The following is a 25,631-nucleotide window of genomic DNA, read 5'->3' as shown; positions in this document are numbered from 1 at the left end:
CCATGGTCTATCGCATCGGATGTGATGTCGGCGGCACGTTTACCGACCTTTGCCTCTTCGAAGAGGAGACTGGCAAGACCTTCTTCGTGAAGACACCGACCACGACGGGCCATCAGGCCACCGCCGTGGTGGAGGCGGCACGGACGGCGCTTGGCATGGCAGGCATTTCGCCCGGTGAACTCTCCGGCTTTGCCCACGGCACAACCGTTGCGACCAATGCGATCCTGGAGCGGCGCGGCGCACGCACCGCGCTTCTCATCACCCGCGGTTTCCGCGACGTGCTGGCGATCGGCCGCCAGACCCGCGCCCATCTCTACGATCAATATGCACGCAAGCCCGAACCGCTTGTGCCGCGCGAACTCATCTACGAGATCGGCGAAAGGCTGGGGCCGGACGGCGCCGTTACCGAAGCGCTCGACGAGGAGACGGTGCGCGTTGCCGTCGAAGCGATGCTTGCGGCCGGGATCGAGACGGTCGCGATTTCCTTCCTGCATTCCTATGCCAACGCCGCTCATGAAAAGCGCGTGGCCGAAATTGTCCGCGCCATGGCGCCGGAGCTGAAAATCTCGATTTCCTCCGACGTCCTGGCCGAGCCGGGCGAATTCGAACGCACCTCGACGACGGTCATGAACGCCTATCTCATGCCGCCGCTAAAGGATTATCTGGAGCGCATCGCCAATACGCTGATCGCCGACGGCGTCACGGCCGAGCCCGCCATCATGCAGTCTGGCGGCGGCGTCATGCCGATCGAAACGGCAAGCGGTGTCAAGGCCGTCCATACCTGTCTTTCCGGACCCGCGGCCGGCATGATCGGCGCTCGCCGTTTTGCCGAAGCGGCCGGTTACGCAAATGTCGTGACGATCGACATGGGCGGCACCAGTTTCGATGTCGGCCTGATCGAGAACGGCCATATCCTCACCCGCTATGAAAGCGAGATCGAAGGCTTTCCGCTGCGCGTGCCGATGTTCGACATCATCACGCTTGGTGCCGGCGGCGGCTCGATTGCCCATGTGGATGCCGGCGGCCTTTTGAAGGTCGGCCCGGAAAGCGCCGGTGCCCGCCCGGGCCCGGCCGCCTATGGCAAGGGCGGCGAACGCCCGACGGTGACCGATGCGAATGTCATCCTTGGACGGCTGCGGCCGGGCCGCGAGATCGGCGGCGGCATCGTCATCGACCGCGAAAAAGCGGCAAGGGCGATCGAGACGCATGTCGCAGGCCCTCTCGGCATTTCCGTCGAAGAGGCCGCAGTCGGCATCCTACAGGTCGTGAATGCGGCCATGGTGCGCGGCATGCGCCGTATCACGGTCGAGCGCGGGCTTGAGCCGCGCGATTTTGCGGTCATGGCCTTCGGTGGTGCCGGCCCGCTGCACGCGGTCGATCTCTGTGCCGAAATGGATGTCGAGACCGTCATCGTGCCGCCCTCGCCCGGCCTTCTCTGTGGCATCGGCCTTCTTCTGGCGCCCTGGAAACATGACGAGACATCGATGATCTCCGGCCTTGCGGAGACCAAGTCGGATTCCGACATCCGAATGGCGATCGAAATCCTGGGCTGCAAGGTGTTCACCCAGTCGAAGAAGGATGGCATCGACTTCAAGTCCGTGACGTTCTCGCCCGTATTGGAAATGCGCTATCGCGGCCAGGGCCACCAGCTGCCGATTGCCTGGACCGGCGATGGCCTCGAAGCGGCCGTCGAAGCCTTCCACCAGGCGCATCATCGCAGCTTCGGTTATGACCGCCGCAGCGAAAGCGTCGAGATCTGCCTGCTGCGGCTGACCGCCAGCGCGCCGCCGCCATCCGATAAATTGCCGGTTCCGGTCATCACGCCGAGCGACGACCCCGCCATCGCCCGCTCGCCGCTCTGGTTCGAAGGCGCCATGGTCGATGTGCCCGTCTATGACCGCGCCCGGCTTGCGCTCGGGACCGAGCTGACCGGACCGCTGATCGTCGAGCAGCAGGATACGACACTGATCGTCGGCGCCCAGACGCTTCTTGTCGACGAACACGGCGACCTCATCATCAGGATGCAGAAATGAAGAGCGATACCATTCTTGCCGAAGTCGTCCGCCATGGCCTTCAGGCGGTTGCCGAGGAAATGGGCGCGGCCCTGATCCGCACTGCCCATTCGATCAACATCCGCGACCGTCGTGATTTCTCCTGTGGCGTCTTTGATGCCGAAGGTCAGCTGATCGCGCAGGCCGAACATATCCCGGTCCATCTCGGCCTGATCGCCGGTGTCGTCAGCCGTACCATCGCCAATCTGGGCGAGGATATCGCGCCCGGCACGATGGTCGTCACGAACGACCCCTGGCTGACGGGCTCGCACCTTCCCGATGTCGTCGTCATCGCGCCGGTCGATGCCGAAGGCGAGCGCCTTGGTTATGTCGCCAACATGGCTCATCAGGTCGATCTCGGCGGCTTTGCGCCGGGGAGCCTTGCGCTCGGAACGGTGGACATCACCCAGGAAGGCCTGCGGGTTCCGCCGATGATCCTGGTGCGCGACGGGAAGGTCGAGCGTTCGACGCTTTCACTCTTCAAGCTTGCCAGCCGGACGCCGGACATGGTGGCCGGCGACCTGCTGGCGCAGGCGGCCGCCAACACGACCGGCGCCCGCCGGCTGGCCGCTCTTGTCGAACGAACCGGCAAGGACCGTTTCGCAGGCGCCGTCACGACCCTGCTTTCGACGACCGAAAAGCGGCTGGAAGCGGCGTTTCGGGCGCTGGAAGGCCGAAAGGGCAGCTTTTCAGACACACTCGAATGGAATGAAGACGGCAAGGATGTCGATCTGACCGTCAGCGTCGAACTGACGATTGCCGATGGCAAACTGCATGCCGATTTCGAAGGAACGTCGGGGCAGGTTGCCGGTCCGGTCAACGCGCCGGTCTTTTTGACCGCAAGCTGCGTGCTTTACGTGGTCAAGGCCATGCTCGATCCGGATATTCCGTCGAACGCCGGCCTTTTCCGCTGCATCGTGCTGGCCACGCCGGACCGCTCGATCGTCAATGCTGCAGCCCCCTCTCCCGTGGCGCTCTGCACATCGATCACCAGCCAGCGCATCACCGATGCCCTGATCGGCGCCTTCAACCAGATCCGCCCGGAAAAGCCAATCGCCGCCTCGACCGGAAGTATGAACGCCCTGATCCTCGGCGGCGCCAATCCGGCCACCGGCCGCTCCTATTCCTATGTCGAGACCTATGCCGGCGGCCAGGGCGGGCTTCCCGGAAAAGAAGGCGCAAGCGGCGTGCATTGCCATATGACCAATACCGCCAATTCGCCGGTTGAACTGATCGAGCGCGAATATCCCCTGACCGTCCTGGATTACAGCCTTGTGGATGGCAGCGGCGGAGCAGGAGAATTTGCCGGCGGCCTCGGTCTGCGCCGGACGATCCTCGTCAACGCGGATTCGGTGCTCACCGTGCATCTCGACCGCACCCGACATGAGCCTTGGGGCGTGATGGGCGGATCGCCAGCACGCGGTTCACGCATCACCGTTGCTGACAGCAATGGTGAGCGCAGCCTGCCGGGCAAGAGCACGACGCGTGTCTCAGCAGGAACCACGGTGAAAATGGAAACCGCAGGCGGCGGCGGCTGGGGTCGCCAGTAAGTATAAAACAATCTCCCGAATCTTGAGGCAGAGGGCAGTTTCAGTGAACAAGGAACACCAGTCAATTTCGCCCACTTGTTTATCGATGCTCACAATCTCGGGTTTTAACATTTAGATACCTGGGTTTGTCTTGAAAGGAGTCGAACCGCTGACGGGTCAGCGGAATAGCATAAGCGTCTGAAAAGGCACGCTTTGCGGCATAAGGACGATTTATGGAACAACAGCTACGAGGACGCCGCTTTTCTGTCCATGAGTAAGCCAAGGAACGCCCGCGATCCCAATCAAGGTCGCGACTACCATGCAGTATGCTGGCACCAACTGGTCTCCGGTGAAGGCGATCAATGCAGTCATGACGAACTGGATCGAACCTCCCAGCAGGCAAACGACGACAGCGTATGTGACGGATAGCCCCGTACTGCGCAGGCTTGCAGGAAGAGCGCCCGTGATGGCCCCGAAACTCGCCCCGCCACTGACCATGGCAAGGAAGGGAAACGCGCTGCTAAGCAGCAGGACCCCGTAGACGGAGGTGTGGGCGACGGAAAAGAGTGGATAGATCGCGAAGAGAAGTATGCCTCGTGACCAGTAAATGACGCGCCTGTATCCGAAAGCGTCTGCCAGCGCCCCTCCCGCGACCGATCCGGCGCAGATCGATAATCCCGCCACCGCTGTCGCGGCGTACGATATGGTTGGCGGCAGCGCGAACGTCTTCTGCAGATACGTGTTCATGTAAGTGCAGACGTAGATCGAGATGGTCCCGAACGCGATTTGCGAAGCGATCGCAATGAGGGTCGTCGGATATCTTGTCAGCAACTCCACGATGGTCCGTCCTCCGCTGCTACGGACCGCCTCCGCCGCTCTCGGCAGGGTTTCCGACATCGCTCTCCGCGAAAAGAGAGCAATCCAGAGCGCTATCGAACCAACGAGAAAAGGAATACGCCATCCCCATTCTTCGAGCACACCCTGGCCGAGAATAGCTCCGAGAGCCAACCCGAAGATAGCGGCGACCATGGTGGCCAGCCCCTGGCCGGCAGGCTGCCAACTCGCATAGAGGTTTCTGCGGTGCTGGGGGGCGATCTCGTAGGCATACGCGGTGGAAGGGCCTATTTCTCCGCCAAAGGCGAAACCCTGGACAAGACGTGCCAGCAATATAACAGCGGGGGCGACCCATCCGACTTGATCGTACCCCGGCATGAGCGCGATGACCGCGGTGGCCGTCGCCATGGCCCCGGCGGTCAGGATCAACGCGGCGCGCCGCCCATGCCTGTCGGCGAAAATTCCGACGATCACGCCACCGAACGGTCGGGCGACGAAACTCGCACCGAATACGGCCAGTGTTGTGAGCAGTTGCGTTTCCGGGTTGTCGCTTGGAAAGAAGGTCCGACCGATGGTCAACGCAAAGATCGCATACAGCGTGACGTCGAAGAATTCTATTCCGCTGCATAGCATAGCAGTCGCCGCGCCGCGAAATGAACGGGCATGCCTGTCGTTGTCGTTGTGCCTCTCCACGGCTTTTCCCTTCAGCGTTTCCGCGGCAGAGCATCCGATCTTTATGAGAGGCGCTAGGCAAACTTTGGTTTGCATCGATTCCGTTCGCCGCTGCGCTTAAAGTGTAGCCCCTTGACCATCCGCTTCCATCGACACGCCCCTGGCCCCGACACTGATGCTGTCGTGAGCCGAGTTCCTTGGTGGCGGACCAGAAAACGGAGAGGCCACATGATCGATGAGAAGAAGCAAAGCCCCCGCGAAGGAGATTTGACGGGAAACGAAAAGCGGCAACAGGACGACTATCTCGAAGAAGCGCTGGAGGAAACCTTTCCGGCCAGCGATCCGATCGCGCCCGGCAGCGTTCCGGAACGGTCGGTCACGCGCCCCGGAGACAAGCGTGCGTAACGTCCACAAACCAACGTATATCTGCATCGCCGAGGGGTAATCGAGTAGCTTCTACTTGTCGCCCCGATCCTCCCCCGCTCTCGACCGCGGCGACTTGCTGGGGTTGTTCCCCTCCAAGCCCGAAGCGCGGATGTCGATCCGCCTTGCCGCCCCTTAACCGGGGCGGCTTTTTTCTGGGGGACGCCTTTGCTCTTATGGTTGGCCAAGGAGGCTGTTGAACATAAGCTCGAACGCAGGGTCGCGTTAGGAGTTGATCAGACGGCGCGGTCCCACTAGGTTGCCCTAGCAGATCACCCGCAACTATTCGGAATATTTTTAATGGCTACAGGTACGGTTAAGTTCTTCAACAACGACAAGGGCTTTGGTTTCATCACGCCCGACGGCGGCGGTCAGGACGTCTTCGTTCACGTCTCATCGCTCGGAGGAGGCTCGTTGCGCGAGGGAGACAAGGTCAGGTTCGAAGTCGGCCAGGACCGGAAAACGGGCAAGTCGAAAGCGGAAAACGTCTCCGTCATCTAACGACCGAACGCGGCCGCCGCCTCAGGCTTTCGGGCCCTTCCATCGCGCGGCCGCGTCGGCGCTGTTCTCGGGAGCCGTGTTGAACGAGATCGGCGTTCCGGGAGCTAGCCGTATCACCGTGTTGATGACGGCCTCGAATAGCATGAGGTTGTCGGGCGGTATGCGAATGCCGCCACCGACGACGATACAGTCCCAAGTTTCGGCCAGCGACGCCTCGATATCGGCGACCGCGGTTTCGGGCCTCAGGTCGCAGAACGCGGCGTGCCAGCCGCGACCGCGCATGTCCGCGAGGGCTTTCTCTATCCCGTCCGCGATCTTCTCGTGCGTTATCCCCTTCGGCAGCGAGGGATCGGTGATGTTTACGGCATCTGGATGGATGCCGATGAGCAGAACTCTGGTTGCCATCGTTTCACGCTCCTTTGCGAACTAGGAACCCGCCTTTTCCAGCGGCCATACTTCCACGACGCCGTACGCCACGGCACAGGGTGTTTTCGAGACGAGTTCGGCTGCCTCCTCGATGTCGGCCGCCTCGATGATCGCAAAGCCCGCCACCGGAAGATCGGATTTCAGGTACTGGCCTTTGCTGACGTCCGGGCCACTGGCGTCGTGGTTGCGGACCTGCACGGGTTTGCCCGCGATCCCCATTTCAGCGCCACGCTCGACCAAGAGTGCGTCATGGGCGTGGGCCGCGGCTCTTTTGCCCTCATCGAGACGGTCGTAGCTTGCGCGATCCCCGTAACCGATCGTCAAGAATTTCGGCATGGTATTTCCTCCCGGCATCGATAGCCTCACGTGCCGCAAGGCGCGCCGTTCGGAGGAACACCTATTGCGGACCCGCTGTTCCTTGGTCAGCTCCATTTTCATTTCATCCGGACGGAACTAGCGTTGCGGGGTGCAAAGGGACGCTCACCCGGCGATGGTCGTCGCCCGACAGACAGTCCCCCGGTGTCCAGTGAGGCTGTCGAGCGGCCATCCCATACGGACGCGCGTGCCGCTCACGCAGAACGGGCGCGCTCCCGAGTGAGAGACGCGCCCGTTTTGAAATCTCGTCTGTGCTGACGGCCCGCTTTCTTCAGGCGGAACGCGGGAAATGCGATTCCAGGAACCAGAGCGACTTGTCCAATGTACGGGAATACGCGGTCAGGATATCGGCGCTGTTGGCATCGCCCGCCTCGTCGACCTGGTCGATGCCTTCCCGGACACTGCTCGCCACCGCGCCGTACCGATCGATCAGCGCCTTGAGGTGATCGTCTTCGGCATTGATGTCGGTGGGATACGCGGGTAGCCGGGTTGCCTCGCCGACTGCCTGCACCGTGCCGAGCGCGGTGCCTCCGAGCTGCACCACTCTCTCCGCCATCGTGTCCACATGTCCGTCGAGGTCCGTGCGGAACCCGTCGAGCATCTCGTGGATCGCGATGAAGCGCGGCCCACGCAGGTTCCAGTGGGCCTGCTTTGTGAGCAGCGCGAGATCGATGCTGTCCGCGACCAGGTGGCCGATGACGTCGATCGCGGCCTTCTTTGCATTCGTGTCCAGCGTGTTGCGGCTCTTCATGGCTTACCTCGTTCTGAAATGTTGCGTTGGCACTTATGTCGGGCGTGCCCCGCGACAAGGAGTGGTGCACAGGTAATCAAACCGGGAGGCGGCGGCATACGTATACAAAGGGCTGCTCTAGCTTTCAGGCAAACCGCGGCGGCGTGTTCTTGGCTGCATGCGTCAGGCGATTATGCCCGACGCGAGTATACCAAAGCCCACCTAGTTCCCGATCGCTGTCGGCTGTTTGATTATGGTGCGCGCAACACCTTACACCCCCGCTTGAGGGTCCATTCAGCAAAGAGGTGATTATCGCGCCCGCCACGGCAGGGCATTGTCGGCTCCCTAACGTGCACCGCGTTCTCGATCCCGAATGGTGCCGACGACGGAGCGACTGCCATGGCAGACATTTCCTTTACTTCAGCCGGAGTACCCCGCTCGGGTTCGACCGCGAGCGCCGTTTTCCTCCTTGTCGGAGCGATGACGATCGTTCTGACCGACGCCATCGCAGGAACTGCCTTGTCGATGGCACGGCTCGACATCATGGGCGGTACGCATGCATCTGCCGACGAGTTCGCCAAGCTCGACTACGGTTACACCGCCGCGAAGCTCGTTGCTTTCGTCTCAACCCCCTGGCTTGCTGGCGCGTTCAATCTCTATCGCTCCGTGATGATCGCCGGGGCGGTGATGACGGCGGCCTGTTACAGTGCCGCCTATACGGGCGACCTCAACGTCATGTTCGGCCTGAGGCTTCTTCAAGGCGCTAGCGGCGGCGTGCTTCTCGTCGGCGCGCAGTCGCTGCTCTTCCGCGTATTCCCGATGCGGCAGCAGCCGTTCGTTCAAAGCGTGTATGCGGTCGGATCGGTGGTCGCTCCGGCGACGCTTGCCCCCTACATGCAGGGATGGCTCCTCGACCAGATCGATTGGTCGGTCATCTTCCTGTGCTCGGTGCCCTTCGGTATCGCTGGCATCGTGATGCTCGCTCTCGCGCCACAGGCGGAAGAAGTGGACAGCCCGAAGATCAGGTTCGACGCGGTAGGCTTGATCCTCTTTGCCGTCGCCGCCTTCACGCTGACATTCGTTCTCAACCAGGGAAATCGCTGGGACTGGTTCGGAGACAGCACCGTCGTATGGGCCACCATTGTCGGCATGGCTGCACTCGGCATTCAGGTCGTCCGCCAGCTCTTCGCACCCGACAAGGCGACCACGTTCAATTTCGCGGTCTTCCGCAACGCCAATTTCGCGTTTGGGATCGCGGCGAGCCTCGCTGCCGGATTTGCGCTTCTCGGGAGCAGTTTCGTCATACCTTCCTTTGCTGTTTCCGTCCTCAGGATGACGCCTACCGCAGCCGGGAGCCTGCTTCTGCCCAGCACACTGATGTTCGTCGGCTCGCTTTTCCTTACGGCCTTTATGATCCAGAAGCTCAAGCTGCCGGGTGTTATCACCATACCGCTTGGCATCCTCGGCCTGATGCTGGCGATGTGGTTGTTGTCGGGCTCCAGTAGCGGCAGCGGGATTCCCGACATGACACCAGCAATCTTGATACGAGGCCTCGCGCTCGGATTCCTTTTCCTTTCGATCACGCTGGTCACGCTTCTAAGCCTCGACAAGACACTCCTGATCTATGGGGTTGCCTTGTTCAGCATAGGCCGTCAGATGGGCGGGCTCGCGGGTATTTCGTTCCTTCAGACCTTCATCGAAGACCAGACGGCACACAACAGAGCAGTGTTGGCGGCCCATATTCTCCCCGGACGCGAGGAGGTGATCGCACGCATCGGAAACCTCGGTCGACTCCTCGCCAGCCACGGGACGGAGGCCGGATTGGCCAGCAAGGAAGCGGTGGCTTTGATCGGCAAGGCCGTCGCCCTTCAATCCACGACGATAGCCTTCGATACCGCCTTCTTTGCGATCACGCTGTTTTTCTTCGGTGCGGCCCCGACCCTGATCATATGGAAAATCGTGCTCGGTCGTGTTCTCGCACCTAAGGCAGCGAAGTAAGCCCGGCGCGTTATCGTGGTATCCACCCGTATAGTAGTTGAAACTCAAGGGCCTCGGTAGATTGGCTTCATCAACCAGGGATGAGGCAAGCCAATGGAAAACAACGGGGAATTCAAGGATTATCCGATACCGTCACGCGTGACGGTGGTCATCGCCGACCCGTTTATCGAGAAGACGGAATCGCTTGCCTCGAACCTTATTGCAAGAGGCTGCCGTGTGATGAGAAGTTCGACGCTCTCCGAAGCCATGGCAGCGTGTCTTGCGGTGCAGCCATCTATCGTCGTAACGGAAATGCGGTTTCCCGACGGAACCGGACTTGAGTTCGTCAAGTGGGCTTCGTCACGGCTGCCATCCACGAAAGTCGTCATTCATAGCTGGTTTGCCGATGTGCCGATTGCGGTTGCGGCCGTGAAGGCGGGCGCTGACGATTTCGTTCCCAAACCCACCGACGACGATTTCCTGGCGAGCATCCTTTTGAACGGATCGGCGAACATCCCGCCCGATTGCAGGATCGAGGAACCGGATCGCGTGAGGCAGGAGCACATCGAGGAGGTCATGAGACGAACCAGATCGAACGTTTCTCTCGCGGCCCGACACCTGAACCTGCATCGACGCTCCCTTCAACGCATGCTCAAGCGCTATCAGCCCAGCGCCTGAGCGACCTCGGTTGGCCGTCCGAACGAGATCGGACGGTCGCACGTTCGGCGCGGGAAATCCCAGGGATTCCCCATAATTCCCCGAAGGCCGACGAGGTGTGGATTTACTCGCGGTATCGCCGCCTTCCTCGATGTTGCTGGCCATTCGAAGATCGGACCGGATTGTCATGCCGACCCGGTCCGCCGATGAGGCTCATCGCGGTGTCCGGCCCGGCGCGCCATCAATCGACGACTCCCCCCGGATACACGCGGGCCGCAATACCCCGACGCAGATGAACTGCCGTGAGCAACTCAGCCATGATGAAGCAGAGCGGACGCGAAAACCCGCCCGTCTCGTCGAACATCCGCCGATAGCTATCCCCGGAGCACAGTTCTGTCTCGATATCGAGCAGTCGGTGGAACGCGATATGCGAGAGCTTCCATCCGCCAAGAGACATCGGCACCGCAAACGCTTTGCCGGACACGGCGAAGAAGGCGGGGATAAGGTGCTCATGGACGAACAGATGCGTGCAGTTCGAAAAGTTCCCGAATTCATGGCAAGGAGGCACGGAGCCGAGAGCGATGGCCACTCTTCGGGCACCTGTGTCCGGCATGGAATGGTGCTCTGCGGTGCTGGACCAGATGTAGCCGGGCCCGATGTCGGCGAAGCACTTTATGACTTCGACGGGCTTGCGCGCGTAATGGTGAAGCAGGGTCTGCACGCTATCGAGTTCCAAGGAAGACGAGCTGCTCCCGATGACGGTGATCACATCGCATGAAGCGATGGCGTCCGCGACCTGTTTGAGGACGTCGGCCCAAACCTTTGTTTCGTATTGGTCACTTTGGCCGCAGTATCCGACAGGGAAAGGTATCGCACCCATCGATTTCAATCTCTCGGCGGGCCAATGCCGCAGCTCCGACACTGTATGCCTTGCGAAAAACATGGGCCCGGCTTCCTCGCGGGGTCCATCGAGTATGACAGGCTCGTAGATTTTTTGGTTGGGCATTCGGTCGGCGAGCAACGATGACATCTTGAGTGACCCCGTGGTGGATGGATCGCCCACGGTACCCTCCGCCTCGACGGAGGTGCAGTATACTGAAGTGTGTGTAACCGGACATCCCAGCTTCCATGTTAACGACACCGCAGCGGTAAGATGGGAGATCAAGTCAAGGTCGATGTCGGCTCGATGGACGAGCCGCGCCCCAACGAGCTCTTCAACGCTTCAGTCTGACTGTGACTATCTTGTTCTGTTCGCCGCTCCGCTCGACTTCGAGTATCCCGGATGCGTCGGCGAGATCGCTCAATCTTGCAAATCCGTAATTGCGGGCGTCGAAATCCGGAGACTGCTTGGCGAGATGGGCACCTACACGGGCTAGATTGGCACGGCCGTCTTCATCTCCCGAGGCCTCGACTGCTTTCCTCAGCATATCAAGGGCAGCCCTGTCCAGCTTGCCGCCCGCGGCAACACCTTGAGATGCGGAAGGCTTGTCGATTTCCGGCTTCGCCACGGCGACGATTTTTTTAGGCTCCGCCGGCGCTCTCCCATCGACCGGAATGGCAGACTGCGTAGCTTCAGCACCGAAACTGAGGACATCGACGTAGATGAACTTGTCGCACGCGGTAATAAACGGACGAGGTGTCTTGCGCTCGCCGAACCCGTATACAGTCACGCCCTGCTCCCTGATGCGCGACGCTAGCCTGGCAAAGTCGCTATCGCTCGAGACGATACAGAACCCGGTGAACCTTCCAGTGTACAGGAGGTCCATTGCGTCGATGATCATCGCGCCATCTGTCGCGTTTTTCCCGGTCGTATAGGCGAATTGTTGTACGGGCTGGATCGAATGCTCGAGTAAGCATTCCTTCCAGCCGCCGAGATTGGGCTTTGTCCAGTCCCCGTAGATGCGCCGGACACTAGCTGTTCCGTAATTGGCGATTTCCGCGAGTAGGCCCGAGATGATTTTGGGTGACGCGTTGTCGCCGTCAATCAAGAGCGCGAGTGTGTCTGCCGCCAAGACATGATCCTCCAAATAGGACGCGGGCCGCACTCTGCCCCTCGCCCGTAAGATAGAGGCTGCGCTGTCGCGATCGGAGCGATCTCTTCAGCATGACCGCGCGAAATACACCTCCAGGAACCATAGCGATTTATCCGGGGCACGGGAATAGGCCGTCAGGATGTCGGCGCTGTGCCGAAAATTGCCAAAGCAGCGCAATTAAACTTGGAAACGGGATCATCCGAGCGCGGCGACCTCCATGACGGCGTCCGCGAATGCTTCCGGAGCCTCCTGGGGAAGGTTATGGCCGACCCCCGTGACGACGTGATGCACCCGCTTGGCCGAGAACTTGCCCGCGCTCGCCTTGCCGTCCGTAGCCGGGATAACGCCGTCGGAATCGCCGTCGAGGGTCACGGTGGGAACGGTGATCACTGGCTGGGCCGCGAGGCGCGCCTCGAGTTCGGCGTAGTCAGGATATCCTGGCGCTCCGCCGAGACGGTGCCGATAGGAGTGGATCACGACGTCGACATAGTCCGGGTTGTCGAAGGAAGGTGCGGATCGTTCGAACACCTCTTTGCCGAACTTCCACGTCGGAGAATTGTCGTGCCACATGATTTCGGCGATATCCCTCCGGTGGGCGTCCAGCCCCGCCCTTCCTCGCTCGGTCTGGAAATAGAACTGGTACCAGAAGCCACGCTCTACCCTCGCCGGAGCGGGCAGATTCGACTTCGCGATATCTTGGATGAGGTATCCGTTGACCGATACGAGCCCGGAGCATCTTTCGGGCCAGAGCGCCGCGGCCACACATCCGGCTCTGCCGCCCCAGTCATATCCGGCAAAGATCGCCTTTCGGATACCCAAGGCATCCAGGAAATCGACGAGGTCCTGTCCGATCGCGGCCTGCTCGCCGGATCGTGGCGTCGCTGCATCGAGAAACGTGGTGGCACCATGCCCCCTGAGATGCGGTACGATGACCCGGTATCCTTCGGCGGCCAGACGTGGTCCGACATCGACATAACTCTGGATGTCGTAGGGAAAGCCGTGAAGCAATATGATCGGTTGGCCGCCGGAGGGACCCAGTTCGTGATATCCGACGTTCAGCACGCCCGCCTTGATCGACTTGAGCGTTCCGAAAGAGCCCTGGCTCATGGCGTTGCCTTCGGCTGCGGTCGCAGCGTTTGAGGGTGAAAGACGGAGCGAGGAAAAGGCGACACCAGCCGACCCTGCGATCAGGAGGCTGCGCCGACTGATCATGTCGTCGTTGACCATTGGATTTGTCCTTTTTGACTTCGGGAGGCGATGGCGACGTCCGAACGTCGCCATCGCGGCTGTCACTTATGCGCCGCCGCATCCTCGATGACCTTGGCGACGACCGCCGGATGGGACACCATGACGACATGCGAGCCGCCCTTTACGACCACCGTCTCCTTGGAACCTGCCCGTTCAGCCATCCAGGAAAGAGCTTTCGGCGGGATGTTCTTGTCCGCATCGCCGTAGACGAACCACGACGGGATGGATTTCCAGGCGGCCTTCGCGGACGGTTCGCCTAGCGCCGCTTCGGTGACTGGGCGTTGCGTGGCCGCCATGATAACGGCTTCGTCTTTCGAGACGTCGGCCGCGAACTGCTCGTGGAACTTGGACTGCTGGATGTAGAGGTCCTTCTGGCCTCCCTCGAGCTCGACGGCTTTCCCGAGGGTTCCCCCCAACGTGCTGCCGGGGAACTTGCCCGACAGCTGGGCGGCGCTCTCGCCCACCTCCGGTGCAAAGGCCGCGACAAAGACCAGGGCTTTTACGTTGCCGTCGGTCGGCACGGCGTCGTTGATGACAGAGCCGCCGTAGGAGTGGCCGACGAGGACAACGGGACCGTCGACGCCCGACACGACGCGCCTGACATAGTCGGCATCCGATTTGACGCTTCGCAAAGGATTGGCCACCGCGATGACGGGAAAGCCGTCCTTTTCCAGCTTGGCGATCACGCCGCTCCAGCTCGACGCGTCGGCAAACGCGCCGTGGACGAGAACCACCGTCGGCTTCGAGCCGCTTGCGAATACAGGCAAAGCGACGGCGGAAAGAAGCGCTGCCACGAGCGCGGTTTTGATTGCTTTCAACATTTCCAACTCCTTGGTTTGCGATTGATACGCGACCTTCAACGCGGTCAGAATCGATCGACTGTGTGGGAAAGGCGGTGGTCGCGGAGGCCACTGCCGGAGGCTGCGCCAACGCAGTCGGACGACGGTCAAGCCGACGCAGAAGCTAGCTTTTCCGGAGGAACGGGTAAGCTATACGGAGGTGTGCCAGGCCCTTGGTGCAGCGAACCGGGCCTATCGCGGGCGATAGAGTTCAGACACGCTTATGGTGAAGGGATCGCGTGATAGCTCGATACGCCGCTAAAGATTCTTCACGAGAGGCGAAGCGTCACGCCGCGAACTGCGGCAGTCGCGCAAAGCGCTCGACCAGCAGATCGATAAAGAGCCGGACCTTGCTGGGCAGGTGATTGCGGTTCGGGAAGATGGCGCTGATCGTGAATTCCACGCCCTCGTAACCCGTCATGACGGAAACGAGCCGTCCGGCCGCGATGTCCTCGACGACGACCGGGCTCGGGGCGAGAAAAATCCCCCTTCCGCGCACGGCGAGATCGCGCAGGAGATCGGCACTGCTCGAGACGACGCTGCCCCTCGCGCGTGTTTCCACGATCGAACCCTGGCGATCCACAAAGCGCCAGAGGTCGCCGAAGGCGTATAGGGCATACCTGAGGCAGTTATGATCGACGAGGTCGCCGGGTTTTTCCGGCGCTCCGTGCCGCAGGACATACTCCGGCGAACAGACCGCAAGGTGCCTCCAGGTCGCCAGCTTTCTAGCGATCAGGTTCGAGTCCGGCGTCGTCATCCTTATCGCCAGGTCGTAGCCGTCGTCGATCATGTCCACCATGCGTTCCCCGATATCCAGGCTGATCGTCACCTGCGGATAGCGCTCGACAAATTCGTCCGTGATCGCCGCCAGGCTCTGGACCATGGACGAGTTCGTATACATGCGAAGTTGCCCCCGAGGCGTCGACGACAACGCGCCGACGGCCTCGTTGGCCTCTTCGAGGTCCATCAATATGGTCGAAGAGCGGTCGTAATAGAACTTCCCCGTTTCCGTCAGGCTTACCTTCCGCGTCGTACGTTGGAGGAGCAGAACGCCGAGGCTTTCCTCGAGGGCTTTGATGTGGTTGGCGACCATTGTCGTGGACATGTTCAACTTGCGGGCGGCGGCTGAAAAACCGCCCGTCTCGACGACCCGGCCGAACACCTCCAAACTCGTCAACCTGTCCATGATCTCCGCCCATCTTAAACCGACACTTGATAATCCTTTCATATCTTCGCCGATTATCACAGCCTGAATTCGGGGGCATTCTTACGGGCAAAAGGGCGAGCGTCGGATCGCAACCCTTGAGATCGGGAGAAACAAAATGGTTGAACTGCCTCGGCCGGAAGCATTCGCAGTCGCTGGAACTCAGGAAGGACTTCGAATTGTCGGGCCATGCGAAGCAGCCGCCCCGGTTTCGTCGACATCCGCTGAGCAGCCGCCCCAGGGTGCGAAGCGCAGAAGATTCCGCTCGCTCATGCTGGCGTCCGCTGTCATTGCAGCCTTCGTCGTCGGCGGGCAGACGGGATATCGATATCTGGTCGTGGATCGCTACATCGAGACGACCGACAACGCCTATCTCAAGGCGGACTTCACCGCCGTGGCTCCCAAGGTCTCGGGATACATCCGCGAAATTCTGGTCAACGACAACGACTCGGTCAAAGCGGGACAGCTGCTGGCGCGCATCGACGACCGGGACTTCCAGATTGCGCTCTCCCAGTCCCGTGCCGACCTGGAAGCCGCCAACGCCGCCATAAGGAACGTCGATTCACAGATCAATCTGCAACGCTCTCTTGTCCAGCAGGCGGAAGCCGCATTGAACGCTTCAAAAGCCGTTTTGGTCTTTGCCGAAGCGGACGCGGAACGATGGAGCAAACTCATCACGAACGGCGCGGGTTCCCAATCACGTGCGGAGCAGACCGTCTCCGTCCGGGACCAGGCAGAAGCGGCCGTAAAGCGCGACGAGGCGAATGTCGTCGCCACCAGAGACCGGATTCCGGTGCTCGAGACGCAGAAAAGCCAGGCTACCGCTCAACGCCACAAGGTGGAGGCTCAGGTCGCGCAGGCGGAACTGAACCTGGCCTACACGCGCATCGTCTCACCTGTCGACGGTACGGTCGGCGCGCGAACGCTCAGGATCGGGCAACTCGTGAACGCCGGAACGCAGCTCATGGCAGTCGTGCCGCTTCACTCCGTCTACGTCGTCGCCAACTTCAAGGAAACCCAGCTTACGGATATCAAGGTCGGCCAGCCCGTCGTGATCAGCGTCGACAGTTTCCCCGGCATTGAGATCGGCGGCCAGGTGGAGAGCCTGTCTCCGGGTAGCGGTTCGGAGTTTTCGCTGATCCCCACCGATAACGCCACGGGCAACTTCACGAAGATCGTTCAACGTGTCCCCGTCAAGATCGCCGTGGACGCTGGCGATCTCTCGGGCAGCCTGCGGTCCGGCATGTCCGTGGTCCCGCGGATCGATACAGCGAACGGACGCTCCGCGTTCGAGGGACTCTGGCCGATGCGGGACGAATAGGTATACCTCGGTCTACATGGATCAGCGTATCAGGGCGTGTATTCTCGTTCTCGCAGATCGCGTCCATGTAGACCGCCTCTACAGAAGATGTCCCCGCTATCCTCGTCGGCAGGGACCAGCGAACGGCACGCGATAGCAGGGTCGTCCATCCGCCGGGACGGCCCTGCTCTTCCCGTTTGATAGAGAAGGCCCGCCTTCACCATGCGACTAAGGCAAACGGAGGTATAGCTTCCGTTGGAAAGTGCCCGACGCTAGCTTGAGGAGCCGCCTACGCAGGGTCTCATGTCTCACTGCTTCCGGACCGTGTCGGCGTTCAACGGCCGATGGCGCGCCCATCCGGTCACCTTGGGAGACGAAGTCAATGGTTTTCGTAGAGCAGATTCTCGACAGGGCGAGAGCCCGCCTTGTTAAAATCTCGCCTGACGCTCCGGCGCTCGACGCCGCGACGTTATTCCGGGACGGAGCCGAAATGGTGCTGGCGTGCCGCGATGACGGGCGACTTGCCGGGATAATCACGAAGAGCGATCTCATGCGCAGCTTCGTACGAAGCGGCAGGCTGGATCCGGCGGTTCCTGTCGCGTCCGTGATGCAGAAGGAGATTGTCAGCTGCGAGCCTACCGATGAGCTCGAGCAGGTCTGGCGGGTGCTCAGCCAAAACAGCTTCAGACACCTTCCGGTCGAAGATCGAAACGGATGCGCGATCGGCGTTATAAACGCCCGGGACATTCTAGGTGGCCTTTTGCGGGAGGCCGAAAGCGAGGAGGAATTGCTGAAGGAGTACGTTATGGGCGTCGGGTATCGCTGAACGAGCGCAAGGTCCGCCCCTTCAGGTCCTCGCGCTTTCCCCCATCGCGTCCGCCGCGGCCAGCAGGTCGTAACGGCGCACCAGTTCGCTCAATGTCCGGCACTCCATCTTCTTCATCATGCGGCCGCGATGCAGCTTCACCATGATCTCGCTGATCCCCAGCTCCCAGGCGATCTGCTTGTTCAGCAGGCCGTCGGTGACGAACTTGAGAACTTCACGTTCCCGGGGCGTCAGCTTTCCATAGCAGTTGTGGGCGTTGTCGAGGTTGACGCGTTCAGTCCTACGTTCGCCATCGAGATTGATGGCCTTGAGGGCTGCGGCGACAACTTTCTTGCTGTCGAAGGGCTTGAGGAAGAAGTCGGTCGCCCCGGCCTTCATCGCGTCCACCGAAATCCTGACGTCCTCGAAGCCAGTTATGAAGACGACCGGATGGCTGCAGCCCATCGCCGACAGCCTTTTCTGTAATTCGAGACCGTTGAAATCAGGCATGTTGATATCGAGAAGTATGCAACCCGGACGCCCCGGATCGAAGCCCGCGAGAAAATCGGCAGGACCGTCAAAGGCTACCGCGGGCATGTCGAAAGAGCCGAAAAGATCGATCAACGATTTGCGGACGATGTCTTCGTCGTCGACGATCGTGATCAACGGTGCGGCATTCTGCAGTTCCATCGAGTGTATCATATCAGGTCCTCCTGCGCCTTCCGTCTATTCTGCGGGTTGTCGGCTCGTCTCGGTTTCCGGTGCATTGTCCGTCTCGACAAACACGAGAGGCAGCCAAGCTTCGAATGCCGCGCCGCCCTCCGAGGTGTTCCGCGCCGAAATGACGCCGCCGTGGCTCTGGACAATGGAACGGCAAATCGACAGCCCCATGCCCATTCCCTCCTTCCTGGTCGTGAAGAAGCTCTCGAAGATTTCCGTCGCAATCCCGTCCGGGATGCCCGGTCCCGTATCGTGAACTTCGACGAAGGCTCGCTCACCGTCGCTTCGGGTGGTTACCTGCACCCGCCCGGACTGCGCATGCGTCCTCTCGATCGCCTGCATCGCGTTGACGACGAGATTGACGACAAGCTGCTGGATCTGAACCGGATCGGCCTCAACCGTCGCGATTTCCGCAGACAGATTGCTGCTGATCGTCACGGATCTGCGGGTCGCTTCCTTCTTGACGAACGTAAGCGCTCCGGCGACCAGTCGGTTGAGGTCGCACGTTTGCCTCTCGGGCGTCGCCTTGGTCGCCATGTCCTGGACACGCTTGATGACCTCGTTCGCACGACGGACGCTTTCCTCGATTCTTTCGACGAGCTCTCGTACCTTTGGCAGGTTGAGATCGTTACGCTGGAGCCAGCGTGCCGCTGTAGCGGCGTCATTGGCGACCACCGACAATGGCTGCCTGACCTCGTGGACGATCGCCCCGGAAAACTCTCCGAGAATGGACAGCTTGGAGAAGTGAGCGAATTCGGATTCCATCTTCTTGAGCTCCTTCTCGATGCGGACCTGCTCGGTCATGTCGATGATCATCAGCACCGATGTATCGAAATTGGCAGCCGCCTGCGGAAAGGAGACCATGAGAGCGGCGTCGATGGTCCTGCCGTCGAAGGTCTTGATTTTGAGCCTTTGATAATGGTTTGGCCGTCCTCGGAAGTGGGCGGACATCACGTTCGGGGACGCCTCTGGCGTTCCGGCGAAGACATAGGCGACGGGGGCCAGCAATTGAGAGATATCCGTGGCTCCGAAAAGTGTCAGCGCGACGTCATTCACCTCCCTTACGATCACGGAATTGTTGGCCTGATCGACCAGTTGCGGATTCTCGAGAAGAAACGCGTCGATATCCTCGACGCCGCTGTGCTTTAGGTTGGTGAAAGCCTCTTCCACATCGCTTGCGTCCACCTGCAGCACGGCGGCGGGCACGTTGTTGAACAGCGTCCGGTAGCGCGCTTCGCTGACCTCGAGCTCTTTGAGCCGACGGCTCATTTCCCTCAAACATGTTGGATCGAGGTCGTCATTGGGGAACGTCGTCATATTCATATCGTTCACTCCGCCCTTCACCGTCGGTGAAATCGGCACCCGAGGACCGAAACCAGCGGTGATGCTAGAAATTTAAGTAAAGAAAACAGTCCATGCGACTGGATGCGATTACGGTTGCGCTGGTGACATTCGAATAAGGAATGCTTTGCTCGCGACCCTTCAATTCGTTCTTTTTCAGGTATTATTCGGTCTCAAGTGATGCAGGTAGCAGGCATCGCGCTTCCCGACCTCCCCCATGGATCGGGGGAGCAGCCGTCGTCAGGCCTCGTCCCGGAGAACCACCAACAGCGCGATCTTCTCGAAAGAAAGCACGAAATAGAATTTATAGAGCAGCGGGTCCGGTAGCCCGCGCTTGTCGAACGTACCGTCGACGCTGCCCTTCATGATGGTGCTGCCGTAGTGTCGACGGATGGAAATCGCCTCGATCGACAGGGACACGCCCGCTACATCGGTTTTCGCCCACTCCCCGATTTCGGCGAGGCCCTGAACTTCATTCAACTGGTCGTTCACTATCGCGTCGGCGGCGAAGAGCGCCAGAAGCCGCTCGATGTCGCGCGAGTTGATCGCTTCGACAAAGTCCGTAATGACCTTGCGGTTCATCATTTCCGGGGTTGAGTGTGCGTTCATCGGTTGGCCGACCTTCCAAGAGCGGTGTATCGTCACGTGGCTGTATCTATTGGCATTTGAGGCATGCCATCGCCTCGTCTGCCGCGTTAGGCAGCTTTGCTCGACTGCTTTCCACACCTTCACTGTCGCATGGACCCTTCGGAATGGCATGTGAAACGATGTGAAAAGGCGCTCCTGAGGACAGCGGTGATTTCCCGCCTATTTAACGGCGCGACATAACGTCGGGATCGGGCGTGAAAGCGTGTACCGGGGCGAAGCGTCTCCGGGATACAAACCTAACCTACCAGCTAGGTTGGCGGAGGGTATCGGGCCTTCTATGCTGAGATTGACTCAGTGTGACGGCACCATGATTTACACGTTCGGCCCATATCGCTTCTTGGCGTCCCAGCGCTCGCTACAGCGCGACGGGGAACCGTGCGAAATCGGCAGCCGCGCGACGGACATCCTGACCCTGTTGCTGGAGCACGCCGGGGAAGTGGTTTCGAAGGACACCATCGTAAGTCACGCCTGGCCTTCGAGTTTCGTGGAAGAAAGCTCGATCAGGGTGCAGATTGCATCGCTCCGAAAGGCTCTGGACGACGGCGACCGGGAGAAGTACGTTCGCAACATACCGGGGCGAGGCTATTGTTTTATCGCTCCGGTCGAAAGGGAAGCGCCGCTAGAAGCGGTCACGCATACCTCCCTTCCCGCGACGTCCGCAACACGCCCGACCATCGATGTCCCTCCTCCGCTTAAACGGATGATTGGGCGTGACGGTGTTGTCGCGGAGCTCGTCGCCGATATCCTCGATCGTCGCTTCGTCACGGTTGTCGCATCCGGCGGCATCGGAAAGACGACCGTTGCCGTCGCGGCGGCACACCAGATGCTCGACGAATTCGAGGGCCACGTCTACTACTACGACTTGGTCGCTCTCAAGGACGCCGCGGAACTTCTGACGGGTCTGGCGAACGTTCTAGGCCTGAACACCTCCGCCCCGAATCTCCTGACATCCATCGTCGGGAACCTGGACGGTCGCCGTCTCCTGCTGGTATTGGACAACTGCGAGCACATCGTCGAAGACGTCTCGATACTGGCAGAATCACTGTTCGATGCCCTGCCGGGTCTTCATATACTCGCCACCAGCCGCGAAGCACTGCGGGTGGAAGGCGAGATAGTTCTGCACCTCCAGCCACTCGAAGCACCACCTCCCGGCGCGGCCATCTCAGCTGCGGACATCGAGCACTTTCCCGCCGTCCAGCTTTTCTTCGACAGGGCTGCCGCTGCGGGACTGAGAGGTGAACCCGGTGACGAAGACGCGAGCAAGGCCGCGCAGATATGCCATCGGCTCGACGGCATCCCATTGGCATTGGAACTGGCGGCTGGTCGCGCCGGCGCACATGGAATTTCGGGTGTCGTCCAACTGCTCGAGAACCGCTTTCGACTTCACTGGCGAGGCCGACGAGCAGCGCTTCCGCGTCATCAGACGCTGAGATCGATGTTCGACTGGAGCTACAACCTGCTTACCCGCGAGGAGCAGGCGCTTTTCCGGGCCCTGTCCGTGTTCAACGGGGGCTTCACGCCGGAGATGGCGATAGCGGTGGCTGCCTTTATGGACACCACCGAAGAAGAAGTCTTCGATCTCTGCGAGAGCCTGGCGGAAAAGTCGCTCATCTCGCTTCAGACCGGACAACAGCTTTATCGGCTCACCGAGACCGCCCGCGCCTATGCAGGGGAAGCCCTTCAGCAGCACGAGGGCGAACTCGCCCGCGCCAGCCAAGAACATGCAAGCTATTTTCTTGCCTTCACGCGGAAGCTGACCGAGTTGACCCCGCCTTTCGAGAGATGGGGCGAGCAGAACAGAACCAGCGACCTCCTTGCCAATGTCCGGTCTGCGTTGAGATGGTGCTTTTCCGAGGATGGAAATGACGATGTCGGCGTCGCGCTCATCGCGTCGTCCTGGCCGCTTTTCTACGAAATGGGGCTCCTGACGGAATGCGGGTCGTGGGCGGCGAAAGCGCTCGCGACGGCGACCGAGCTCGACCTCGCGACTGAAGCGTCTCTTTGCGAAGCCGTGGCCCTGACGGGGACGATGGCGGTACATTCCATGCTTCAGGTCAAGACGGCCTACAGTCGATGCCTGGATTTGTGCCGGGAGCTTGGAGATGTCGGGCGCGAGATGCGCACGCTAGCGGCCTATAACGTCTTCATCACCAGGATAGGAAAGTATCAAGAGGGTCTTGAGGCAGCCAGGGATTTCGAGGCTCTTTCGGCCGAGGCGAACATTCCCAAGGCCAGGCTCCTGTGCGGCTGGATGAACGGGACGACGCTTGCCTATCTCGGTTCATTAGCGCAGGCGCGCCATTACCTGGAGGCCGCCGTCCCCAGATATCCCCTCCTCGACCTTTCGTTCACAGCGATGCTACAGCTCGTAAGAGCGCGCTCGCTCTACGCCAGGACGCTTTGGATAGAGGGAGAAACGGACAGGGCCCTTCAGGAAGTCGAGCTGGCGCTGGAGGAATCTCGCACATACGGCAACGCCGTCTGCCTGGCGATCGCGCTCACGCACGGAGCGGGCGTTTTCCTTTGGTCGGGAGATCTCGACAGAGCGCAGGAACTCGCAGCGGACCTTCACAAAATCACCACCAGCAACGGACTTCCTGCCTTCGAGGCCTTGGCAATCGGCTTAAAGGGCGAAGTGGCTTTGTCGGATGGTCGGCTGGAAGAAGCCGAAGCGTTGCTTAACGAGGCTCTCGTCCGCGCCGACGCCCAAATGCATGCGAACACCGCGACCACCATCGCCGCCGCCCAGGCGGAGTGCGCATTCCGCGCGGGACGAACAAGGGAATCCCTTGATCTGATCGACCGCGCGATCGGCCGGGCGACGGAAACGGGCGAGCAGTTCCAGCTTGCCGAGCTCCTGCGGCTCAAGGCGACGTTCATCGTTCCAACGAATGCGGAATTGGCGGCCGAAACCTTTCGCATTGCGATCTCGACAGCGCGCCAGCAGGGTGCGCGTGCCTTCCAGCTCAAGGCCGCGGTCGGCTTCCGCGACGCTCTTCTACCGGGGACGGAGGATGAAGCGCATGCCGCGGTGGCCGAAGCATACCACTCCACGCGGCCGGATGATGCTTTTGAAGCGGTAGATCGGCCAAGCGTTCCGGCCGCCTGACATCATACACCGTTCTCGAACCTGTGGCTGATCTCGGCCTTGTCGACCACGTCCGCGATCAAACGGTCGCCCGGACGGATGTCGAGAAGAAAGGGATAGGTGCCGGACGTCACTATATCTCCTTTTTTCAGCCGGGAACCCTCTTCCCGCAGTCGTTCGGCGGTCCACAGCAATGCCCTAAGGGGGCGAACGAGCATGGACGTCACATCCCATGCGGTGCGGCCGTCCCTGTGCACGACAGCACGCACGTCCACATCTCCGGAAAGGTCCATGCACGGGATCGGCGTGGACTCCATTGTGATTTCCGCGTGATCGATCCGCGTCAGACGGCCTGAGCGGTGTCGGTAGCCGTTGAAGGCAACCAGGACCGGATATACGCCAGCGATGACCCTCGAAACGGACTCGGCGGTGATATCCTCGCCGACGAACGGATACTCACGCGCGATTTCGAAAGCGATGTCGATCTGGTAGCCGACGGTGTTCTCGTGAACCGACATGTCATCGTCCGAAAACCGTCTACCGCCGTCGGCCTGCATAAGCCGGGGGCATGAAGCGCCGAAATGGCGCTGGACGGGTTCGGAGAAACCGAGGACGGCATAGCCCGCCCTGCTCGCGCCGTCATGCCCGTTACCGCGTTGACCTCCAACGATTGAGCCGGGTTTCTCCGGCCTCTCGATAGTTAGGGAAGCACCGTTCGACTTGCGACGAGACCGCAACGTATGAGCGGGAAGCTCGAAGAGGCGTTGGTCACGAACACGGTTTTGAGATAGATATGCCCTGCCAATCTGGATTCCTGATGCAGTCGTCATGTTCGTCGCCCTCACTGCGATTTGGTTCGCTGAAACTGCTCGGATGCAACGCTTTGCATTCCAGCGGAACCACACTGACGTCGAACCACGGCTTACGTAACTGAACTTAGGTATGCCATCGGGGTCACGGGTGTATCCCATGCTCGTTCCATGGTGATTTTCCATGCGCGAGCGCTGAGTACACCAAAGTATGCTAGCCGGGCGGCTCTCCTGAAATTAGTCTGGCCCCGTTCGGCGACATCAGTGGCTTATCGGACTACAGCCTGTTTACGAGGGAGACGACGATGACGGCAACGCTTAACACGCATCCGCGATCATCAACCTTCGACGTGTCGGTCGTTGACGCGCTCCGGATGGTCGAGAGCTGCGCCAACGGCGATCAGGAGCTCTCTTCGCATCCGCTGTCCCATCATTCGGGACGGTTCAATTCGCCGATCTTGGAGCTGAGCCTGGTGGACCTCATCCACGACCCTTTGGTCGCCAGCCTCAACCGGGCGGACGGCGTCAGCTTCGAGACGTACATGCAGCTGCTTCTGAGCGCGGCTCGCGTCAAGGCAGAGCGCCCTCTTTGACGAATCCCTCCACGCTCCCGCGAGGATCGGCGAAGTTGAAAGCCAGATCGACGTCCAAACTGATAGAAGCGGCCCAGCTGGAACGTTATAAAGCTTCCGTCCAGGTCGGGAGATACAGTTGACCGAAATTCCGTCTGACGCGTTCTACGAGCTTCCAATCCCACTCCGCGATCAGCTCCTCGCTTTTTGGGGCAAGGCGCAAAAGGCGTTAAACAGTAGCGCGGGCTTCTCGGGTGAAATCGTCTTCCTCGATAACGGCGATAGCGTCTTTCCTCGACTGACCTGCGCTAAATTCCCGCGACGGCGCGAAGACATTTCACCAGCTGAACGGGCGGAGCGCTTCCTGCGTGAGATCAAGCTGCAGACGGCGGCGCATTACCATCCTAACGTACATTGGCCGTTTGACGTCATCTTTATCCTTGGGGTGCCAATCGCGTTTTTCCGGCGCTGGGAGGGCGATCTGTCCGATTTCATAGAGGATCCTCATTGGGGTGATCTCGGGCGATTGTCGTTGTTGATTCAGCTGTCGGCAGGTCTCGCGCACTGTCACGGTCGCGGCCTGGTTCACCAAGACCTAAAGCCGCAAAACATCTTCGTTCGAGACCTCAGGACGACCTTTTCGCTGCCACCGACGGATTTGTGGTTTCGCCTGTTGGTTTCCACGCGGAATTGAGCCGGTGGGGGTGCGGACGAAAACTTGGACCACCAGGAGGTAGTTCATGTATTCCTACGCAGACAGACTTCGAGCAGTTGAACTCTATATCCGGCTTGGCAAGCGGCTTAACGCGACCATTCGCCAGCTGGGATATCCCACCAAAAATGCGCTGA

General features: G+C 60.5%; 24 protein-coding genes. 11 read left to right on the top strand and 13 right to left on the bottom strand.

Annotated features, from left to right (window positions below):
- Positions 1-2: 2 nt before the first annotated feature.
- Together FHW37_RS26780 and FHW37_RS26775 are read left to right on the top strand one after the other, a co-directional pair.
- The gene (locus FHW37_RS26780) at positions 3-2,033 is read left to right on the top strand and encodes a hydantoinase/oxoprolinase family protein (protein ID WP_145641959.1); all 2,031 of its coding nucleotides are present in this window, start codon (positions 3-5) and stop codon (positions 2,031-2,033) included.
- Positions 2,030-3,601: a hydantoinase B/oxoprolinase family protein gene (locus tag FHW37_RS26775; RefSeq protein WP_145641957.1), complete on the top strand. Its 1,572-nt coding sequence runs from the start codon at positions 2,030-2,032 to the stop codon at positions 3,599-3,601. Before FHW37_RS26780 ends, FHW37_RS26775 begins: the two co-directional genes overlap by 4 nt.
- Positions 3,602-3,811: 210 nt before the next feature.
- Here the strand turns inward: FHW37_RS26775 and FHW37_RS26770 are convergent, their stop codons facing one another.
- The gene (locus FHW37_RS26770; RefSeq protein WP_145641955.1) at positions 3,812-5,182 is read right to left on the bottom strand and encodes an MFS transporter; all 1,371 of its coding nucleotides are present in this window, start codon (positions 5,180-5,182) and stop codon (positions 3,812-3,814) included.
- Positions 5,183-5,314: 132 nt separating this feature from the next.
- On the opposite strand from FHW37_RS26770, the gene FHW37_RS33730 reads away from it, so the two are divergent.
- Positions 5,315-5,491 (top strand): hypothetical protein, encoded by a 177-nt coding sequence (locus FHW37_RS33730; protein ID WP_186458415.1) that lies wholly within the window; start codon positions 5,315-5,317, stop codon positions 5,489-5,491.
- A gap of 318 nt (positions 5,492-5,809) precedes the next feature.
- Positions 5,810-6,010: a cold-shock protein gene (locus tag FHW37_RS26765; RefSeq protein WP_145641953.1), complete on the top strand. Its 201-nt coding sequence runs from the start codon at positions 5,810-5,812 to the stop codon at positions 6,008-6,010.
- A gap of 21 nt (positions 6,011-6,031) precedes the next feature.
- Here the strand turns inward: FHW37_RS26765 and FHW37_RS26760 are convergent, their stop codons facing one another.
- The 3 genes from FHW37_RS26760 to dps all read right to left on the bottom strand — a co-directional run bounded on the left by FHW37_RS26760 (position 6,032) and on the right by dps (position 7,562).
- The gene (locus FHW37_RS26760; RefSeq protein ID WP_145641951.1) at positions 6,032-6,415 is read right to left on the bottom strand and encodes a hypothetical protein; all 384 of its coding nucleotides are present in this window, start codon (positions 6,413-6,415) and stop codon (positions 6,032-6,034) included.
- A gap of 21 nt (positions 6,416-6,436) precedes the next feature.
- A complete protein-coding gene (locus tag FHW37_RS26755) occupies positions 6,437-6,772 on the bottom strand; it encodes a YciI family protein (protein WP_145641949.1) in 336 nt (111 codons plus the stop codon).
- Positions 6,773-7,082: 310 nt separating this feature from the next.
- Complete coding sequence (dps, locus tag FHW37_RS26750) at positions 7,083-7,562, bottom strand: DNA starvation/stationary phase protection protein Dps (RefSeq protein ID WP_145641947.1); 480 nt, start codon at positions 7,560-7,562, stop codon at positions 7,083-7,085.
- Positions 7,563-7,940: 378 nt separating this feature from the next.
- Here dps and FHW37_RS26745 point away from each other — a divergent pair, with 378 nt between their 5' ends.
- Together FHW37_RS26745 and FHW37_RS26740 are read left to right on the top strand one after the other, a co-directional pair.
- Positions 7,941-9,539 (top strand): MFS transporter, encoded by a 1,599-nt coding sequence (locus tag FHW37_RS26745; protein WP_145641946.1) that lies wholly within the window; start codon positions 7,941-7,943, stop codon positions 9,537-9,539.
- Positions 9,540-9,632: 93 nt separating this feature from the next.
- The gene (locus tag FHW37_RS26740) at positions 9,633-10,196 is read left to right on the top strand and encodes a response regulator transcription factor (RefSeq protein WP_145641944.1); all 564 of its coding nucleotides are present in this window, start codon (positions 9,633-9,635) and stop codon (positions 10,194-10,196) included.
- 220 nt (positions 10,197-10,416) lie between these two features.
- Here the strand turns inward: FHW37_RS26740 and FHW37_RS26735 are convergent, their stop codons facing one another.
- The 5 genes from FHW37_RS26735 to FHW37_RS26715 all read right to left on the bottom strand — a co-directional run bounded on the left by FHW37_RS26735 (position 10,417) and on the right by FHW37_RS26715 (position 15,481).
- Positions 10,417-11,238, bottom strand: coding sequence for a hypothetical protein (locus tag FHW37_RS26735; RefSeq protein ID WP_145641942.1), 822 nt, complete (start codon positions 11,236-11,238; stop codon positions 10,417-10,419).
- A gap of 151 nt (positions 11,239-11,389) precedes the next feature.
- On the bottom strand, positions 11,390-12,187 hold the full coding sequence (locus FHW37_RS26730) for an NYN domain-containing protein (RefSeq protein ID WP_145641940.1): 798 nt from the start codon (positions 12,185-12,187) through the stop codon (positions 11,390-11,392).
- 216 nt (positions 12,188-12,403) lie between these two features.
- Entirely contained in the window at positions 12,404-13,435 is a 1,032-nt protein-coding gene (locus FHW37_RS26725) for an alpha/beta fold hydrolase (RefSeq protein ID WP_432442901.1), read from the bottom strand.
- 62 nt (positions 13,436-13,497) lie between these two features.
- A complete protein-coding gene (locus FHW37_RS26720; protein ID WP_145641938.1) occupies positions 13,498-14,277 on the bottom strand; it encodes an alpha/beta fold hydrolase in 780 nt (259 codons plus the stop codon).
- Positions 14,278-14,581: 304 nt separating this feature from the next.
- Positions 14,582-15,481: a LysR family transcriptional regulator gene (locus tag FHW37_RS26715; RefSeq protein WP_145641936.1), complete on the bottom strand. Its 900-nt coding sequence runs from the start codon at positions 15,479-15,481 to the stop codon at positions 14,582-14,584.
- A gap of 136 nt (positions 15,482-15,617) precedes the next feature.
- Between FHW37_RS26715 and FHW37_RS26710 the strand changes: the two genes are divergently transcribed.
- Positions 15,618-16,820 carry an HlyD family secretion protein gene (locus FHW37_RS26710; protein ID WP_145641934.1) on the top strand — a complete coding sequence of 401 codons (1,203 nt, stop codon included), beginning with the start codon at positions 15,618-15,620 and terminating at the stop codon, positions 16,818-16,820.
- A gap of 361 nt (positions 16,821-17,181) precedes the next feature.
- The gene (locus tag FHW37_RS26705; protein WP_145641932.1) at positions 17,182-17,625 is read left to right on the top strand and encodes a CBS domain-containing protein; all 444 of its coding nucleotides are present in this window, start codon (positions 17,182-17,184) and stop codon (positions 17,623-17,625) included.
- Positions 17,626-17,646: 21 nt separating this feature from the next.
- Here the strand turns inward: FHW37_RS26705 and FHW37_RS26700 are convergent, their stop codons facing one another.
- From FHW37_RS26700 to FHW37_RS26690, 3 genes are all read right to left on the bottom strand, one after another.
- Positions 17,647-18,294, bottom strand: a complete 648-nt coding sequence (locus tag FHW37_RS26700; RefSeq protein ID WP_246690928.1) for a response regulator transcription factor — start codon at positions 18,292-18,294, stop codon at positions 17,647-17,649.
- A 36-nt stretch (positions 18,295-18,330) separates the two neighbouring features.
- On the bottom strand, positions 18,331-19,686 hold the full coding sequence (locus FHW37_RS26695) for a sensor histidine kinase (RefSeq protein WP_145641930.1): 1,356 nt from the start codon (positions 19,684-19,686) through the stop codon (positions 18,331-18,333).
- Positions 19,687-19,905: 219 nt separating this feature from the next.
- The gene (locus tag FHW37_RS26690; protein ID WP_186458414.1) at positions 19,906-20,247 is read right to left on the bottom strand and encodes a nuclear transport factor 2 family protein; all 342 of its coding nucleotides are present in this window, start codon (positions 20,245-20,247) and stop codon (positions 19,906-19,908) included.
- Positions 20,248-20,620: 373 nt separating this feature from the next.
- Between FHW37_RS26690 and FHW37_RS26685 the strand changes: the two genes are divergently transcribed.
- Positions 20,621-23,422, top strand: a complete 2,802-nt coding sequence (locus FHW37_RS26685) for an ATP-binding protein (RefSeq protein WP_186458413.1) — start codon at positions 20,621-20,623, stop codon at positions 23,420-23,422.
- Positions 23,423-23,424: 2 nt separating this feature from the next.
- On the opposite strand, the gene FHW37_RS26680 is transcribed toward FHW37_RS26685, so the two are convergent.
- Complete coding sequence (locus FHW37_RS26680; protein ID WP_145641924.1) at positions 23,425-23,919, bottom strand: hypothetical protein; 495 nt, start codon at positions 23,917-23,919, stop codon at positions 23,425-23,427.
- A 596-nt stretch (positions 23,920-24,515) separates the two neighbouring features.
- On the opposite strand from FHW37_RS26680, the gene FHW37_RS26675 reads away from it, so the two are divergent.
- Positions 24,516-24,803, top strand: a complete 288-nt coding sequence (locus FHW37_RS26675) for a hypothetical protein (RefSeq protein ID WP_145641922.1) — start codon at positions 24,516-24,518, stop codon at positions 24,801-24,803.
- A gap of 118 nt (positions 24,804-24,921) precedes the next feature.
- Positions 24,922-25,476 (top strand): hypothetical protein, encoded by a 555-nt coding sequence (locus FHW37_RS26670; RefSeq protein WP_186458412.1) that lies wholly within the window; start codon positions 24,922-24,924, stop codon positions 25,474-25,476.
- Positions 25,477-25,631: the final 155 nt, after the last annotated feature.

This window comes from Neorhizobium alkalisoli, from assembly GCF_007829835.1.
Taxonomy (GTDB): domain Bacteria; phylum Pseudomonadota; class Alphaproteobacteria; order Rhizobiales; family Rhizobiaceae; genus Neorhizobium.
This window is presented reverse-complemented; position numbering and strand designations above follow the sequence as displayed.

Coding starts and splice junctions, on each gene's coding strand:
- FHW37_RS26765 (WP_145641953.1), top strand. CDS start 5,810: ATGGCTACAGGTACGGTTAAGTTCTTCAACAACGACAAGGGCTTTGGT.
- FHW37_RS26770 (WP_145641955.1), bottom strand. CDS start 5,182: ATGCAAACCAAAGTTTGCCTAGCGCCTCTCATAAAGATCGGATGCTCT.
- dps (WP_145641947.1), bottom strand. CDS start 7,562: ATGAAGAGCCGCAACACGCTGGACACGAATGCAAAGAAGGCCGCGATC.
- FHW37_RS26755 (WP_145641949.1), bottom strand. CDS start 6,772: ATGCCGAAATTCTTGACGATCGGTTACGGGGATCGCGCAAGCTACGAC.
- FHW37_RS26780 (WP_145641959.1), top strand. CDS start 3: ATGGTCTATCGCATCGGATGTGATGTCGGCGGCACGTTTACCGACCTT.
- FHW37_RS33730 (WP_186458415.1), top strand. CDS start 5,315: ATGATCGATGAGAAGAAGCAAAGCCCCCGCGAAGGAGATTTGACGGGA.
- FHW37_RS26710 (WP_145641934.1), top strand. CDS start 15,618: ATGGTTGAACTGCCTCGGCCGGAAGCATTCGCAGTCGCTGGAACTCAG.
- FHW37_RS26725 (WP_432442901.1), bottom strand. CDS start 13,435: ATGGTCAACGACGACATGATCAGTCGGCGCAGCCTCCTGATCGCAGGG.
- FHW37_RS26775 (WP_145641957.1), top strand. CDS start 2,030: ATGAAGAGCGATACCATTCTTGCCGAAGTCGTCCGCCATGGCCTTCAG.
- FHW37_RS26705 (WP_145641932.1), top strand. CDS start 17,182: ATGGTTTTCGTAGAGCAGATTCTCGACAGGGCGAGAGCCCGCCTTGTT.
- FHW37_RS26745 (WP_145641946.1), top strand. CDS start 7,941: ATGGCAGACATTTCCTTTACTTCAGCCGGAGTACCCCGCTCGGGTTCG.
- FHW37_RS26760 (WP_145641951.1), bottom strand. CDS start 6,415: ATGGCAACCAGAGTTCTGCTCATCGGCATCCATCCAGATGCCGTAAAC.
- FHW37_RS26720 (WP_145641938.1), bottom strand. CDS start 14,277: ATGTTGAAAGCAATCAAAACCGCGCTCGTGGCAGCGCTTCTTTCCGCC.
- FHW37_RS26700 (WP_246690928.1), bottom strand. CDS start 18,294: ATGGAACTGCAGAATGCCGCACCGTTGATCACGATCGTCGACGACGAA.
- FHW37_RS26740 (WP_145641944.1), top strand. CDS start 9,633: ATGGAAAACAACGGGGAATTCAAGGATTATCCGATACCGTCACGCGTG.
- FHW37_RS26690 (WP_186458414.1), bottom strand. CDS start 20,247: ATGAACCGCAAGGTCATTACGGACTTTGTCGAAGCGATCAACTCGCGC.
- FHW37_RS26680 (WP_145641924.1), bottom strand. CDS start 23,919: ATGTCGGTTCACGAGAACACCGTCGGCTACCAGATCGACATCGCTTTC.
- FHW37_RS26675 (WP_145641922.1), top strand. CDS start 24,516: ATGACGGCAACGCTTAACACGCATCCGCGATCATCAACCTTCGACGTG.
- FHW37_RS26685 (WP_186458413.1), top strand. CDS start 20,621: ATGATTTACACGTTCGGCCCATATCGCTTCTTGGCGTCCCAGCGCTCG.
- FHW37_RS26715 (WP_145641936.1), bottom strand. CDS start 15,481: ATGGACAGGTTGACGAGTTTGGAGGTGTTCGGCCGGGTCGTCGAGACG.